We start from the raw sequence: 16243 nt of genomic DNA on the forward strand, positions 1-16243 counted from the left end.
TAGATTCATGAAATCGTGGGTAATTTACTTAATATTTGAAACGATATCGCCGATTATCAACGAAGATAAGTGGTATATGAAGGGGATACGGCCGATTATCAACGAAAATTAGTGATATATCAACGAGATTTGGCTGTTTATCAACGAAAATTAGTGATATATCAACGAGATTTAGCTGTTTATCAACGAAGTTCACAGCTTTATCAATAAAGTACACAAAGTGTTCGGCTTTTCCATTAAGAGAGGATGCAAAACTCAATGCACAGCTACCAAAAATAAGCGAACACCCATTAAATGCAAAAAGTACACAAAATATTCGTATTTTCTGGTTATCACTACTTTGAATAGATGTACACATACTTGAATATAAATTTAATAAAAACTGTATGTGGAGGACTATTTATGGCTTTTGTTGCAATCTATACAGTTGGTAGGCTAAAACACCCATATGACCACTCTGCCTCCCGGGAATTTTTTAGTGTAGGTAATGATGTATTTCGCCAGGCAACGAAATCAGGACATATGATTGATGCATTTTCATCTGATGGAATATCACTACCTAAAGAAGTGACAACAGGGGACGGTCATCCTATCCTTACACTAACAGTATGGAGGAATCTAGCATCTTTGTACCAATTTACCTACTCAGGTCAACATAAACAAGCGTTGAGAGATCGGAGTAAATGGATGGAGCAATATAAAGAGAAACATCTTTCATACGTATTATGGTGGACGGAGAAATTAAGTGAGGTTTCATGGGAAGAGGCATTTAAGAGATATGAAGATTACATTCAAAATGGATCATCTCCTTTTGCGTTTGATTTTAAAAATGCATTTGATGAGAAAGGTGAACCTTTTGTCATTAAATAAAGGTAGATTTTTACATTAATAGCATTTTAATGATAAATAAGTAGGAATTTTACAAAAAAAATATAATTCCTACTTGATTTATAGGAATACTTGTATTAATATTTTCGTAAATTAAACTATTAAATAAAAGGGGGAGAAAAATGAATACATTTCTTATTTGCGTTAATGTTGTTATTTTATTAGTACTTATTTATGGATTGTATTTTATGCAAAAGAAACATGTATCGTTTTCAAAACGTGTATTCACGGCTTTAGGTTTAGGTCTTATTTTTGGTTATATTATTCATTTAATCTATGGAACTGAACATGAAGTAACAGTTGGAACAATTGATTGGTTTAGCATTGTTGGTAGTGGATATGTAAAACTATTACAAATGATTGTTATGCCACTAGTATTCGTATCAATTGTAGGAGCATTTACAAAATTAAAGTTGACTAAAAATATCGGGAAAATTAGTTTCCTAGTTATTGGAATTCTACTAGGTACAACTGCTATTTCAGCAGCAATTGGAATCGGTTCTGCTTTAGGATTTGGACTTGATGGCATAAAGATATCTGCTGGTGCTGCAGAGACTGCTAGAATTACAGAGTTACAGGGGCGTGTTCCTACTGTAGAAGCTATGACAATTCCAAAACAAATTCTTGAGTTAATTCCAAGTAATCCATTTTTAGATTTAACTGGTGCACGTGCAACATCGACAATCGCAGTTGTAATCTTTGCGGCTCTAATCGGTATTGCCTACCTAGGCGTAAAACGTAAAGAACCTGAACATGCTGAGTTTTTTGCAAAAATAATTGATACGCTTTACACAATCACAATGAGAGTTGTATCTTTAATTCTTCGTTTAACACCTTATGGAATTTTAGCAATCATTACAAAAGTTACAGCAACAAGTGATTATGATGCAATCGTAAAATTAGGTAAGTTTGTAATCGCATCATACGTGGCGTTAATCGTAATGTTTATTGTGCATTTATTATTATTATCATTTGCAAAACTTAGCCCGGTAAGATATGTGAAGAAAGCATTACCTACTCTATCATTTGCCTTCACATCACGTACAAGTGCTGGAACATTGCCAATGACAATCAAAACACAAACAAAAGATTTTGGAGTTTCAGAAGGAATTGCAAACTTCGCTGGTTCCTTTGGCCTATCAATCGGTCAAAATGGATGTGCTGGTATTTATCCAGCAATGTTAGCTGTAATGGTTGCTCCATCAGCTGGAGTTGATCCTACAAGCTTTTCATTCATCATCTCTCTAATTTTAATCGTTGCAATCAGTTCATTCGGTGTAGCTGGTGTCGGTGGAGGAGCAACTTTTGCGGCTCTAATCGTATTATCAGTTATGAATCTTCCAATTGCTATCGTTGGATTACTAATCTCAGTCGAACCTTTAATTGACATGGGTCGTACAGCTCTAAACGTTAGTGGAGCAATGACATCAGGTATTCTAACAAGCAAAGCAACAGGAGAATTCGAATCAGAAGTTTACCAACAAACGGATGTTGTAGAAGCATAATTTAATAAATTAAAAAATAAAGAGTCCCATGTAAAAATACATTTGGGACTCTTTTTTAGTTTCTTTATAGAATTCAACACATTAATTAAAAAAATTTAGATTGATGAAGTTTTACAATATATAGATAGGATCAATCCTCGTTAAAATGAAATAGTAGATTTTTTTCATTAGGAGGATGAAAATATGTTTAAAAAATTATCAATTATCACTTTACTAATTTTAGTAGTAATGACTATTTATGGATATTTTACGACTCTGTTTTTGGAATTATTGCCATATTTAAGTTTAATAGTAGGAATTACGATTTTTGTGAATGGATTGAAAGTAAAGGACAAGCCATTAAAGAAAAAACTTTATATTATAACAGCTAGTTTGTCTTTTATTTCATTCATTAGGATCATGCTTAACTAGTGTTTTATTTGCGAAGAATGATTCGGTTGTTCACGAAAATTTATTTTTGAACGTTGAAACCCTTTTACCTAAAGTATTATTGATCGTCTAAATTAATAATATAAAAAGAAGAACTAGTCCTAAAATTTAGGACTAGTTTTTTATCGTATGATGTATGAAATCTGATCATAAAAAATAGTAAAAATAGTTGTAATGTATTAATAAGAGATAATGCAAAATAGGTTCATATATACTTTAATAATCGATTGATCAAAAGTTGAATCGTACTTTGGAAATTATTTTGTTGAGAAGTTATTTTAGTTATGTAGTACTTTAGAATCCTATATAAAGTTAGCCGTTTACCGAGACTTTACAAACTATAAATCTCGAATTTATACTGAAATTGTTGGAATTTTATTTCAATTGAATAATCATTAAATTTGAAATTTATTTTCAATTGTATTTCCAACAAATAGACTAGTTTAAGTTTTGGTAAATATATTAATGGGAGGAGAGTTTATTTGACTCGAATAACTCGAAGTATTGTAACATCAACTTTAACGCTTGCTTTAGTAGCCTCAGCAGGTTCTGCCAGCTTTGCACAAACTATTTCAGAGAAAACCTCAATTCATGCAGAGGTGAATGGAATGAAACAAACAAAAAACAGTGAGAACTTCCCTGTATTAAAGAAAGTTAAACGTCCTGAAGAGGTTGGGTTTTCATCTGAGAAATTAAAACAAGTAGATGAATTAATCCAACAAGACGTAGACAATGGTTTTCCTGGTGCAGTTTTAATGATTATCAAAGATGGGAAAATCGTAAAAAACACTGCCTATGGTTATGCGAAAAAATATGATGGACTAACACCACTGAAACATCCAGAGAAAATGAAGACTTCTACAATGTTTGATTTAGCGTCAAACACAAAAATGTATGCGGTTAACTTCGCTTTACAACATCTTGTTAGTTTAGGGAAAATAGACCTAAATGCAACTGTACAATCATACTTTCCAAATTTTAAAGACAAACCAACTGATGTAATTAAAGGGAAGGATACTTTACGCTTAATTGATATTTTACATCACACTGCAGGCTTCCCTGCTGATCCACAATATCATAATCTATCTGTAGCCGGATCTTTATATACACAAGACCGTAATGAAACATTTGAGAAAATCGCTGAAACACCACTTGAATACGTACCTGGTACGAAAAATATTTATAGTGATGTAGATTATATGATCCTTGGTTTTATTATTGAAAAAGTAACTGGTCAACGACTTGACGATTATGTTGAAAATACGATATATAAACCACTAGGTCTAAAACACACTATGTTCAATCCATTGCAAAAAGGATTCAAACCGAAAGATTTCGCGGCAACAGAGTTAGAAGGGAATACTGGTGATGGTGTCATCTCCTTCCCAAATATTCGTACATACACTTTACAGGGAGAAGTTCACGATGAAAAAGCTTATTATTCAATGGGCGGTGTCTCTGGTCACGCGGGACTTTTCTCCACGACAAACGATTTAGCTGTTCTATTACAAGTAATGTTAAACGGAGGTGGATATGGCAAAGTAAAACTATTTGATCAAAAGACGGTTGATCAGTTTACAGCACCTTCTGATTTAAATCCAACTTACGGTTTAGGATGGAGAAGAAATGGTTCTTCTAGTATGGCATCTACATTTGGGTTGTACGCAAGTCCAAATGCGATTGGTCATACTGGATGGGTTGGTACTCTGACAATCATCGATCCAGATAATGACTTAGGTATTGTTTTATTGACGAACAAAAAACATTCACCAGTCATTGATCCAGCAACAAATCCGAACAAGTTTGAAGGGGATGACTTTGCTACAGGACAATACAAAGCTGTAGCGACTGCCGTATATGAAGCGTTGCTAAAATAATGTGATTTTAACTAAAATAGAAAGCTTTGAAAAAATAAGACAGCAAGAGTAATATTCTTGCTGTCTAAAGTATCCTTATAAGTTTTCTGCAACGGCTACTAAATAATATGACAAACCAACCTGTTGATTTTCCAATAAATCTCTATGAAAATTATCATGCAGGAAAAACTTTGTTTGATTAACGAAATCCTCTTTACTAATTACATGTCCATTTTTATTTAAAAATTGTATATGTGTAGAAGCAACTTTCTGAACAATCGGATCGTTAAACTTTACTCCTGTTTTTAGAAAATCTGCAATTTTGACTTGGAAATTTTGTGCTTCGATTGCCATTAAATTCATTCTTTCAACATCAATCGTACTTACATCCAGTTCAACATTATATGTTTCCTCTAAATAACTATTTTGTTCTTCGAGCGCATTTTTCCAATCTTCTTCTCTTTCAAATCCTTTAAACATTAAATTTTTCTCCATTTTTTCTCCCTTATTTACATGATTTAATGACGTTTTTACCGTTTGTATTAATTGCTCGTATCGGTTAATTTTTTTCTCAAAAAGAGCTAATTGTTTTTCTAGAGTAGTTGACCTATTTGATTCTTCAACTAACAAATTTTTAATTTCTAACAATGGAAAGTCTAATTCTTTATAAAAAAGAATTTCCTGTAAGCGATCTAGATCATTTAAAGAATAGTAACGGTAGCCTGTTTCTCCGATTTCAAAAGGAATTAGTAATCCAATCTTGTGATAATGGTATAGTGTCTTAATGGAAATACCAGCGATACTTGATAAATCTTTAACTGTAAGTCTCATAATTTCCCCCTTTCGACTTTTACTATGGGATATGACCTAAGGTTGGAGTCAATATTTTATATAAAATTAAATGATATTTTTATTTGAAAAGATCAACTACCGATTAAAACGATTAGAATTTTTCTATAGTAATACACATATAAATAAAGGGTTTTCTAAACAAACAGAAACCATTCGATTAAAAATGAGAAATCTCAATTAGGGATGTGATCGAGGATGTTGATTCTGTTACTTACAGTTCCAGTCATGATATTAGGATTAATTTGTTTGTGGGTTTCGATATTTAATAAAAAAAAGCATATATTAAGTAGGTTATTTTATTTGTTTTTAGGAATAACATTGGGAATTTTCTCGATATATCTATTAGATTTCTATTTATTTTTCCGACTTTAAATGGCATTAACAAAAAGAATGATAAGAACTTATGGTAAAATTAAATTACATAACTTTCCAATTTAGTTTGAAAACATCTTTGAATTAATTTGAACTTACAGCAGTTAGCTAATAAAAAGTTATCAAAATACATAATATAGAATTACGAAAACAGAGGAGAAGATAATGAAAGAATTTTTACTGCTTTTAAAGAAAGGGAATAAATCTGCATTATTAGCAGCTATAGTTAATGCGGTAATCGCCATCATTAAAGGAATTGGTTTTAGTATGACAGGAAATGTGGCACTATTTGCTGAAACGATGCATAGTGCTGCTGATACAGCAAACCAACTTTTTGTATTTAGTGGCTCTGCACTAAGTAAAAAGGCACCAACAGATCGGTTTCCAAATGGATTTGGCCGACTAGTTAATCTAGTTTTACTTGGAGCAGTATTAATAGTAGGAATTATGGCATATGAAACGATTGTCGAAGGAATTCATCATATCATCCATCCGACACATTCTTCAGGATTAACCATAACTCTTGTTATTTTAGCAGCTTCAACAGTTCTTGAATCATTTGTATTATATAAAGCGATGAAGGAAATTAATCATGAACTAGGAATTCAACCAACGGGTTTTGCAGTAGTTACCCAAGCGATGGCTAATATGGGAAAGGCTAAACCAGCTACAAAATTAGTGTTCTTAGAAGATACTGTTGCAACGCTAGGCGGATTACTAGCAATGGTTGCAGTTATCATTGCTTACTTTACACCATTTCATCAAGCTGAAGGTATTGCTTCCGTGATCATCGGCCTTTTAATGTTCATGGTTGTTGGAAAGGTATTTCTTGATAATGCTGCTGGTGTAATTGGAGAATCCGACGAAGAAATGGAAGACAAAATCGGCGAAATGGTAATGAACGATCCAGACGTAAAAGATATTCAAGCTCTAACAGTTGTAAAAGAAGGCGAAGATTTACATGTTGAATTGGAAATTGAACTTGACCCTAGTTTAACTGTTGCACAAGCCGATGACATAAAAGACAGATTAGAAGAAAAAATTATGCAAGAAAACGGGGTAACTGACGTAATTATTGAATTAGATGAGGACGACGGGATTCAGAAGTGGGCTGAAGATCATAAGAAGTCAGATTTAATTGAGAAATAGAATACATTAAAAGCGACAATTTACTTTTTAGCTGGATAGTCAAATATGATTATCCAGTTTTTTATTATAGATCGTACGAAAGTAGAACTTCTTTTAGAAAATATGAAGAATACAGATATGAAGAGAACGAAATCATATTTATAGAGTGTTTAAAGGGGAAAGGACTTGGTTATTTCAAGTCCTTTTTATATGAAACGATATGAAATTAGCCTTCTAGTTGATTAGTTAATTCTGTCACTTCATTATTTATTTTTAATTCTATTTCTTTCATTTCTGAGGTTAAATTATTAGGTATACCTCGTATATATTTGCCCGTGTTATTGTCCTGAGTAAATCTACCCTTATACGCTCCTCTAAATGAATAAAACTTAAATCCTGTATCCATGTTGCCCATATCACTTGATAAAAAAGCTACAATATTTTGTCCGACTTTTGAATTTGGAATACCTTCAAATAATATGACAAGCTTTTCTTCTAATTCTTCTTTAGATAAATTTTTAAACTTCTGATCTAGACCGAAGTCTTTTTTTGAGATTTCACCCCCGAATTCTAAAATCGAGATTGCTTTACCTTTGAAATTCTTATCACCTGATATAACATTTCTTATTTTTAAAGTTAATTTTGTATATGCTGTACCATGAGTATTCGGATCCTTATAAACGTATGGCTCAGCTGCGATAATTGTACCTTGAACAACTAAATCAGAGTCTTTCGTTAAATCTTCAACAGAATCAAAATGACCAAAAAGTAATCCGCTAGTTTTGATGACTTCTTTTCTGGGGTTATTTGTTTGATTAGAAGTCGAGTTAGTCTTTTTCAATTCTGTATCATTATCTTCTCTTTCAACTTCTTTGATTGCATTGGAAGAATTATTTTTTGTATTTAGGTTTAAATTTTGTGAATTCATGGAGTAAATTGATAAGCTTATTAAGACTACGATAAAAATTAGTGAACATATAAAAACTTTTTTCATAAGCCCTCACTTTTTACTTTTTTATTTTATACATATATTTTATCAATAGAAAATTTTAACAGTTAATAAGAAAATGGAAATTTTGTGAAAAAAATCACATATTTAATTTTGAATTCTTTGATTATGCTCTCTATTCATAGAGGATTTCGCTTAAAAAGAAAAGAATTATATAATTTGTACGTATCTTTTGATTGATGTTTTATTACGAAGATAAGAGAGATATTACATTAAGATGTTAAAATACATGATTTAGTTAAAGGTATATTAAGGAAAAATTATCAAAAAGATAACAAGTAGTTTTCTAGTATAGTAGGGTTAGGGGAATTAGGACAATTCTATGTCCAGTAGCGAATTGTTTAATTTTAAACTACTAAAGCATAATACAGTACATAAAAGAAAAATCATAGAATGAAAATAAATGGTTCTTTGAAAAACGTGAAATTATGTAATCGGAATGACGAGGAGGAATGATCATGTTTGAATTTGAAAATATAGAACAGTTTGCAAGGATAAAAGTTATTGGAGTTGGCGGCGGTGGGAACAATGCCGTTAACCGCATGATTGAAGATGGAGTAGAGGGCGTTGAATTTATTGCCTTTAATACAGATGCACAAGCATTGAAGCAGTCAAAAGCGGAAATTACGATGCAAATCGGCGCAGCTTTGACGCGTGGTTTAGGAGCGGGTGCAAATCCTGAAATTGGAAGAAGAGCTGTAGAAGAGAGTAAGTCGCAAATAGAGGATGTATTAAAAGGTGCGGACATGGTTTTCGTTACAGCCGGAATGGGCGGCGGAACAGGTACAGGGGCAGCACCTGAAGTTGCGAAAATTGCTCGTAAGCTTGGCGCATTAACAATTGGAGTAGTAACGCGTCCATTCAAATTTGAAGGGAAAAAGCGTGCAACAAATGCTGAAGGTGGAATTAAAGAGCTTAGGGAAGCTGTTGATACATTAATCATTATTCCAAATGATCGATTATTAGAGCTTGTTGATAAAAAAACACCGATGCTAGAGGCATTCCGAGAAGCGGATAACGTACTTCGACAAGGTGTTCAAGGTATTTCTGACTTAATCGCAGTACCAGGATTAATCAATCTTGACTTTGCCGATGTAAAAACAGTTATGTCTCATAAAGGGACAGCCCTTATGGGAATTGGGATTGCAAAAGGTAAGGACCGTGCTACGATCGCTGCTCAGAAGGCATTAAATTCTCCTTTACTAGAAACTTCAATTAATGGAGCTCACGGTGTAATCATGAATATCACAGGTGGACGTAATTTAAGTCTATTTGAAGTACAAGAAGCTGCAGATATCGTTGCTTCTGCGTCCCATGAAGAATTAAATATGATTTTCGGTTCGGTAATCGATGAAAGCTTAAAAGATGAAATTATTGTAACTGTTATTGCTACGGGATTTGCGGATAAAGAAGATAAAATGGTAAGAACGCCTTCTAGACCGATAGAAGAAGCACCTAGCTTATACAATAGAGAGCAAAGATTCCAACAGGAACAAAGATATCGAGTAGATCAACCGCAAGAATATGGAAGATACACTGAGCAACAAGACTACGGTAGATACTCAGAACAACAAGATTATGGACGATACAATGAACAAAAAGACTATAATCGTAATAATGAGCAACGAGAATATAACCGATTGAACGAACAACAAGACTACGGTCGATATTCTGAACCGCAAGATTACAACCGTTACTCTGAACGTCAAGACAATAATCGTTACACGGAGCAACAAGACAATAACCGTTACACCGAGCAACAAGACTATAATCGCTATAACGAGCAACAAGAATATGGCCGATACAAAGAGAAGGAAGATTCAACTTCATATATTCCGGCTTTCTTACGCAATCGAAAAAACAGATCTAGATAGATTAATAGATGGAGAAAAAGACATGAGTATAGTGCTCATGTCTTTTTTATTTGAATGTTTTTAAGTTGGAGATCTGCATTTGAAATTGGAAAATCTTCAACTCAAACACCCGCACAAATAAGTTGCTGGTGTTTTCTTTATTTCAGAATGAATTACATACATAGGTAGAAAGTAACACTCAATAAAAAAGAGAAGTATGTATAATTACAAGATATGTCGATTTTTTTAAGAAATTTTAATTTTTATAAAAAAATTAAAACTTTTTTAGCTCTCAGGAGTCTAATGTATAGAACAGCGAGATGGAGGGATTGAAATTGCAGGATTATAGTCTAGTGAAAAGGGCTATCAAAGGCGATGAAGAGGCATTTTTATCAATTATGCATGAGCATAAATTGTCATTATATAAAACTGCGCTTGCTTATTTGAAAAATAAAGATGAGGCGATTGAAGCAATTCAAGAAGTAACGTTCCGCGCTTATCAAAATATTAAAACATTGAGAGAACCAAGTTATGTAAAAACATGGCTTATTCGAATTATGATTAATTATTGTCAGGATTATATAAAGAAGAATAAAAGAGTAACTTTCGACGATGAATATATTTTGCAGCAAGGTACGAACGAGGACTATCAATCTATTGAGATTGAAGAAGCAATGTCCAAGCTCGATGAAACACAGCGACAGCTATTACATTTAAAATATTTTCACGATGTCAAAATAAAAGATATTGCTATTTTGTGGAATCGCCCAGAAGGTACAGTGAAAACCTGGTTAAATAAAGCATTGAGTTCATTACGTGGAATCCTTGAAGAGAAAGGAGAAAATGGCCGTGTTTGAAAAAGAAGAAAATGAACTGAAAAATTGGAAAGAAAAATACGAAAACATTGATCTACCGATTGATGAAATTGATGAAGCTATACAAATTGGTTTTCAAAGAGGTAAAGCTAATAATAGAATACATAAACAAAAGCGAATGACTAAGATTTGGTCTATTCTTGCTGCTTCGATTTTTATATTTGGAATTCTCGCTGGTATTCGTGTATCTCCTACTTTTGCTGATTATATTACGAAAGTTCCAGGTATGGAGAAAATCGTTGAGATGATTCGTGAACGAGATGATAAAGGATTACTAGCAGCTGTCGAAAATAAATATGCTCAAAAGATGAATGTATCTCAAGAAAAGAACGGTGTTAAAGTTACAATTGATTCAGTTATTGCTGATGAGCAACAAATTGTGGTGTTTTATACGATTAACGGTAAATCAAAAAAGCAAAATTTTGAAATAAATGTAGCGAACCTTATAGCGGCAGATGGAAAAAAATTACCTATAAACGGTTTATCGTTTGAAGGTCCTAATAAATATAAAGGCTCACATACTAGCACAGTTGAATGCGAATTTAATCAACCTTATGAGCAAAAAGATTTTAAATTATTTTTAAAAGTTAAGAGTGAAGAACAAACAGAAGAGTTTTCTATTCCATTTTCAATAAAAAAACATGAAAAAACGAATCAAATATACAATTTAAATAAAACCGTCGTAATTGATGGACAAAAAATTAAAATAAAGAAACTTACAATTTTTCCACTTCGAGTAGCTATGAACGTTGAAATGGATTCATCAAATACTAAGAAAATTTTAGACTTCCCAGACATTCGACTTGTCGATCAAAATGGTGAAGTGTGGTCTAAAATAAGAAATGGTACCTCTTCTCGAGGAGGAGATAGTAATAAAGAAGAAATTTACTATCTTCAAAGTAATTACTTTAAGGAACCAAAAGAATTATATTTGGTCATAAATGGGCTTCAGGCTATTGATAAGGGAGATGATTATCTTGTAGTTGATACTGAGAAACAACAAATTCTGAAACAGCCAAAAGGTAATTATTTAACTGACTTAAAAAAAGAAGGAGAAACTATGTTTTTCACTTTAAATACAAAAAAGGAATTTAATTACTCAATGATTGGTGGAAGTTTCATTGATGCAAAAGGAAAAGAGATTGATTTTAACGAATCCTATTCAGGGTTTTCAGAGGATAATAAGCAAATAGCGGGTTTTAAGATTTCTTCTAGTCAAAAGTATACGAATCCGATTAAAATAAAACTGGATTTTTTCCCTTCATACATTAAAGGCAAAACTAAGATCAGAGTTAAATAAATTAACTAAAATAATAAAATAAAAACGTAATCCTTTCTATGAATATCTAGAAAGGATTACGTTTTTTAGATATTAAAAACTATTTACTTTATTACAAATGGGCTCGGAAGGATAAACGTGTTTAAACTTTTCAAAATCCCAAGTAGTAAGAAATTTTTTAGCTGCCTGGTAACCGTTTGTGAAAAGTGCTTCTTTTTCTTTTTTTGTTAAATAAAAATCAGTGCTTGAGATGTCACCTGTAGGGATTTTTATTGTTCGTTCGTTTACTTCTGCTGTTAGATGTCGTAGATCATGTGCTTGTCTCATCGTTACAAAGATAGATTTGTAAAAAGAGATAGGGTTATGGCCTTCTAGCGGTTTACCGATAATTTCATCATCTATTAAACGAAAACCAAATGTTGGCCAATCTTGATGGTCGTCAAAAATCCAAATTGGAAAATTACTTAGTATACCGCCATCGACGAGTAAAATTGGGTAATTAAAGTTAGGAGTTTTTAATTTAATTGGTTGAAAGAAAAAGGGGATTGTACCACTCATTCTAACTGCTTGAGCGATCGTAATATCTTTCGTAGTTAAGCCATATTCAGGTAGATCATCAGGTAAAACTACCATTTTGCCATTACTAATATCAGAGATAATGATTTTTAGTTTTCCTTCTTCTAGATCATCGAAAAAGCGAATACCTTTTCTAGATAATAAAGAATCCAACCATTCTTCTTCAAAGTCATTTTTATATAATCCATTTTTAAATAAGACATTTAAAGCTAATCCTATTAAGGGTAAATAGTGTAACCATGTTTTTGTAATAAATTTCTTATAATCAAGGCTTTCCATAATTACTTTTAATTCTTTTCCAGTATAACCACTTGCTAGAAGAGCAGCTACAATTGCGCCTGCAGAAGTACCAGCTAAACGTGCCCATTCATATCCTGATTCTTCTAATGCACAAATAGCACCAACATGTCCAATACCTCGAACTCCTCCACCTTCAAAGATGCCATCTAATTTCATTTTGTTACACCTACCTTTCAGAAAATATAAAATATCTTAATATAATATATGGAAAGTTTTATTTAATGTGATAAATCATAGATTCAATGACAATTAACAATCATTTTATTTTTTGGGAAATAAAATGACAATCTTTGCAGTGTAATTTAATATCTCAAGTCTTAGATGAATGCTTAATTTAGGTTGAAACATTCAATAAGTTATAGAAATAAGTATTTGATGAATATTTTAAATTCAATATGAAATACTAACAGCAATCTGATAGTTTATATATCAGAAAATATATTAATTAAAGGGGCTACATATCATGGCAAACAGATCTTCAAATCAATACGTTTCATCAAATGCTGAATCTGCAATTGAGCAAATGAAATATGAAATTGCAACAGAATTTGGAGTACATTTAGGTCCAGATTCAACGTCTCGTGCAAATGGTTCAGTAGGTGGAGAGATTACAAAACGTTTAGTTCAAATGGCTGAACAAAGTCTCGGTGGATATTCAAGATAATAGTATTAAATTAAGGAAGAGTTGATTAGGGGTAATTCATTACTCATTGATTAACTCTTTTTTTATGTGATTTAATGAGTTAATTCTTAAGTTTTTTCCATAATTTGTTAATAATAAAAGAGTTTGACAGAATTATTAAAAAATCAATGAAATATTTTCTATTTTGTATTAATATTAAAAAAAATGAGTCGATATAAGTAGAGAGAAAATTAAAATAATTTGGTATTATTATACTAAACTCAATAATTATATTGAGCATATAAAAATAGAGAGAGAAATAAATGGGGAGTTGCAAGTATGAAATCAACTGGAATTATTAGAAAGCTAGATGATCTAGGTAGAATCGTTCTACCAAAAGAACTGAGAATTACAATGAATTTAGGGAATAACGCTCCATTTGAAATTCATTTTGAAGACGGGATGATTATTCTTACGAAGTATGATGAAACTTCAGGGCTAAGTGGTATCGTCAGAAGACTTGACGACTTAGGAAGAATTGTCCTACCAAAAGAATTAAGAAATATGTTAAACCTAAATAAATATGAACCCTTTGAGGTGTTCGTAGATGAAGATAAAATTATCCTTAAACAATTTGTTGCATCTAATGCTTGTATGGTAACTGGTGTTGTTGATGAAAATAATTTTTCGTTTGATAGCGGCAAGATTATAGTTAGTAAAAATGGTGCAGAAATACTTATTAAAGAATTACAAGAATTCATAGCTAAATAAAAAAACGTTAAAAGTGCTCTTTATTCAAAGATGAAGAGCACTTTTTTAATTGATTCTGTTTAGGCAGTAATATTCAAACTTTTTTCCTTTCTTCGTTCTCATCGATTTACTACAAATTTGTTAAAACCTTCTAAAATGCACCAAGATAATAAGACACTACATAAAATGATAATTTCCATTTGTCACATCTCCTTTTGTTCGATTTTTGTTCCACTTTTTATTAGGATTGTATGTTCTGTTTTGTTTGGATGTTTTTATTATACACGAACACTTATTCTATTAAAAGAAGTTTTTTTTGAAAATTTATGAATTTTTTTGGAGAATCTCTGGATGGTAGCTCGTTTGTTCGTATTGGGGATTGTATTTCGAACATAATAGGTTGCAATTCAAGATAAAAAAACCCGCTAGAAAGCTTATCAATCTAGCGAGTTTTTATCTATTTTATATCGTTCAATTTTTAAAATAGTGACCATTTTCAAGATCATCTAGTAAACTTGGATGAATTGGTTGCCAATTTAAAAGTTCTTGAGTTTGTACGCTTGATCTAGGGATGTCGACAGAAGCGATCGTACCTAGAAATCCAAAGTGCTCAATTGCTTTTTCTGGTGAAATGCTGACAACTGGTAGATTTAGTTTATTACCGATGACAGTTGCTATGTCACGAAATGGCACTGCTTCATCTGCCACTCCATCTAGAAGTATACCGGCAGGAGCTTTTTCTAATGCAAGGCGGTACAGACGTGCGGCATCAAGTCGGTGAATAGCTGTCCAGTGATTTGATCCCTCACCGATATAGGCAGAAAAACCTTTTTCGCGTGCAATATTGATTAAACCAGGAACAAAGCCCTTGTCACCAATACCATGTACGGAAGGAGCAAGTGACACGACTGAAGATCTTACACCTCTATTTCCTAGAGCAATCACTGCATTATCCGATGCAGTTCCGTTGAAGTGAGCAGTGGTCACAAATGGCTTTCCAGTTCCTTCTAATGCTTTTCCGATTGTCTCGATGACGCTTAAATCAGTTTTTAGCGAGTTAGCAAAATCTGTGAAGTCATTATTAAACGCTAGATGGATTACACCGTCAGAAGCAACGGCACCGCTATAAATGCTTTCAAGATCGTTAAGATCACCTCGATGCACTTCAGCCCCAGCTTCTTTTAGCTTCGCCGCACCATTTTCAGATCGAGTTAACCCGACAACTTTATGACCTACACTAATTAGTTCTTGTACAACAGCAGTACCGACATAGCCTGTTGCTCCAGTTACAAATATTTTCATAAGATGATCCTCCTTAAATTGTTGAGTTGTAGTATCGATTGAACAAATGTAGTATAAACTATAGAGTTGACTCTAAGGCAAGACGTTTAGGAGGAAATAAATTGAGGATTAATGAGTTAGCTAATAAAATGGGTTTAACAGTTCACACTATTCGCTTTTATGAAAAGGAAGGATTGTTGGACAATCGTCACGTACAAAGAGAAGATAATAACTATCGTAACTATACAGACGAAGCGATCGAACGGCTGAAACTCATAAAAAAGTTTCAGAATGTGGGTTGTTCTTTAATTGAATTAAAGGAAGTATTACAGGATAAGGATGAAAATACTCGCACTAATGAAGAGCGAATTGAATGGATTTCTCAAAAAATAGCAGAGATCGAACGGATGCGAAATGAATATGATCAAATGCTTGTTACACTAAATATAATGCTAGAATATAGAAAGTCATTGGATAAGCCTAAAAAGACATAATATTAATCAGTTAAAATAATAAATTAAATATGGTCTATCGGATTAAAAATGAGTTGTATCGCCGTTTTCCACAATAAAAAATCGACCAAATAGTCGATTATGTATCTAAAGTATGTATTAGCTTATAAAGGATTAAAATAATAGAAAAATAATCCTTTTCTAAGTTTATCGTTT

General features: G+C 32.4%; 14 protein-coding genes and 1 pseudogene. 11 read left to right on the forward strand and 4 right to left on the reverse strand.

Annotated elements, in window-relative coordinates; all coding sequences use genetic code 11:
- Positions 1-402 precede the first annotated feature (402 nt).
- The 4 genes from CN601_RS01350 to pbp4b all read left to right on the forward strand — a co-directional run bounded on the left by CN601_RS01350 (position 403) and on the right by pbp4b (position 4699).
- Complete coding sequence (locus CN601_RS01350) at positions 403-870, forward strand: DUF3291 domain-containing protein (RefSeq protein ID WP_098169743.1); 468 nt, start codon at positions 403-405, stop codon at positions 868-870.
- 140 nt (positions 871-1010) lie between these two features.
- A complete protein-coding gene (locus tag CN601_RS01355; RefSeq protein WP_098169744.1) occupies positions 1011-2393 on the forward strand; it encodes an L-cystine transporter in 1383 nt (460 codons plus the stop codon).
- 183 nt (positions 2394-2576) lie between these two features.
- Complete coding sequence (locus tag CN601_RS01360) at positions 2577-2804, forward strand: hypothetical protein (RefSeq protein ID WP_098120356.1); 228 nt, start codon at positions 2577-2579, stop codon at positions 2802-2804.
- Between the two features lie 626 nt (positions 2805-3430).
- Positions 3431-4699, forward strand: a complete 1269-nt coding sequence (gene pbp4b, locus CN601_RS01365) for a penicillin binding protein PBP4B (protein WP_098169826.1) — start codon at positions 3431-3433, stop codon at positions 4697-4699.
- Positions 4700-4774: 75 nt separating this feature from the next.
- Here the strand turns inward: pbp4b and CN601_RS01370 are convergent, their stop codons facing one another.
- Positions 4775-5509 carry a MerR family transcriptional regulator gene (locus CN601_RS01370; RefSeq protein ID WP_098169745.1) on the reverse strand — a complete coding sequence of 245 codons (735 nt, stop codon included), beginning with the start codon at positions 5507-5509 and terminating at the stop codon, positions 4775-4777.
- A 558-nt stretch (positions 5510-6067) separates the two neighbouring features.
- Here CN601_RS01370 and CN601_RS01375 point away from each other — a divergent pair.
- Positions 6068-7051 (forward strand): cation diffusion facilitator family transporter, encoded by a 984-nt coding sequence (locus CN601_RS01375; protein WP_098169746.1) that lies wholly within the window; start codon positions 6068-6070, stop codon positions 7049-7051.
- 205 nt (positions 7052-7256) lie between these two features.
- Here the strand turns inward: CN601_RS01375 and CN601_RS01380 are convergent, their stop codons facing one another.
- Complete coding sequence (locus tag CN601_RS01380) at positions 7257-8024, reverse strand: hypothetical protein (protein WP_098169747.1); 768 nt, start codon at positions 8022-8024, stop codon at positions 7257-7259.
- Between the two features lie 473 nt (positions 8025-8497).
- Between CN601_RS01380 and ftsZ the strand changes: the two are divergent.
- The 3 genes and pseudogenes from ftsZ to CN601_RS01395 all read left to right on the forward strand — a co-directional run.
- Positions 8498-9481: pseudogene (gene ftsZ / locus CN601_RS01385) on the forward strand (cell division protein FtsZ); the annotation flags it as partial.
- A gap of 746 nt (positions 9482-10227) precedes the next feature.
- A complete protein-coding gene (locus CN601_RS01390; RefSeq protein ID WP_218923225.1) occupies positions 10228-10749 on the forward strand; it encodes a sigma-70 family RNA polymerase sigma factor in 522 nt (173 codons plus the stop codon).
- Positions 10742-12067 (forward strand): DUF4179 domain-containing protein, encoded by a 1326-nt coding sequence (locus tag CN601_RS01395; RefSeq protein ID WP_179865386.1) that lies wholly within the window; start codon positions 10742-10744, stop codon positions 12065-12067. The genes CN601_RS01390 and CN601_RS01395 overlap by 8 nt, the downstream gene beginning before the upstream one ends.
- Positions 12068-12139: 72 nt before the next feature.
- Here CN601_RS01395 and CN601_RS01400 read toward each other — a convergent pair whose 3' ends face one another.
- On the reverse strand, positions 12140-13078 hold the full coding sequence (locus CN601_RS01400; RefSeq protein WP_098169749.1) for a patatin-like phospholipase family protein: 939 nt from the start codon (positions 13076-13078) through the stop codon (positions 12140-12142).
- A 307-nt stretch (positions 13079-13385) separates the two neighbouring features.
- Between CN601_RS01400 and CN601_RS01405 the strand changes: the two genes are divergently transcribed.
- Positions 13386-13586 (forward strand): alpha/beta-type small acid-soluble spore protein, encoded by a 201-nt coding sequence (locus tag CN601_RS01405; RefSeq protein WP_098120348.1) that lies wholly within the window; start codon positions 13386-13388, stop codon positions 13584-13586.
- Between the two features lie 297 nt (positions 13587-13883).
- Positions 13884-14315 carry an AbrB/MazE/SpoVT family DNA-binding domain-containing protein gene (locus tag CN601_RS01410; RefSeq protein WP_142317286.1) on the forward strand — a complete coding sequence of 144 codons (432 nt, stop codon included), beginning with the start codon at positions 13884-13886 and terminating at the stop codon, positions 14313-14315.
- A gap of 450 nt (positions 14316-14765) precedes the next feature.
- Here the strand turns inward: CN601_RS01410 and CN601_RS01415 are convergent, their stop codons facing one another.
- Positions 14766-15596 carry an SDR family oxidoreductase gene (locus tag CN601_RS01415; protein ID WP_098120347.1) on the reverse strand — a complete coding sequence of 277 codons (831 nt, stop codon included), beginning with the start codon at positions 15594-15596 and terminating at the stop codon, positions 14766-14768.
- Between the two features lie 101 nt (positions 15597-15697).
- On the opposite strand from CN601_RS01415, the gene CN601_RS01420 reads away from it, so the two are divergent.
- Entirely contained in the window at positions 15698-16069 is a 372-nt protein-coding gene (locus CN601_RS01420) for a MerR family transcriptional regulator (protein WP_098169750.1), read from the forward strand.
- Positions 16070-16243 lie beyond the last annotated feature (174 nt).

The organism is Bacillus sp. AFS017336 (genome assembly GCF_002555445.1).
Lineage (GTDB): Bacteria > Bacillota > Bacilli > Bacillales > Bacillaceae_G > Gottfriedia.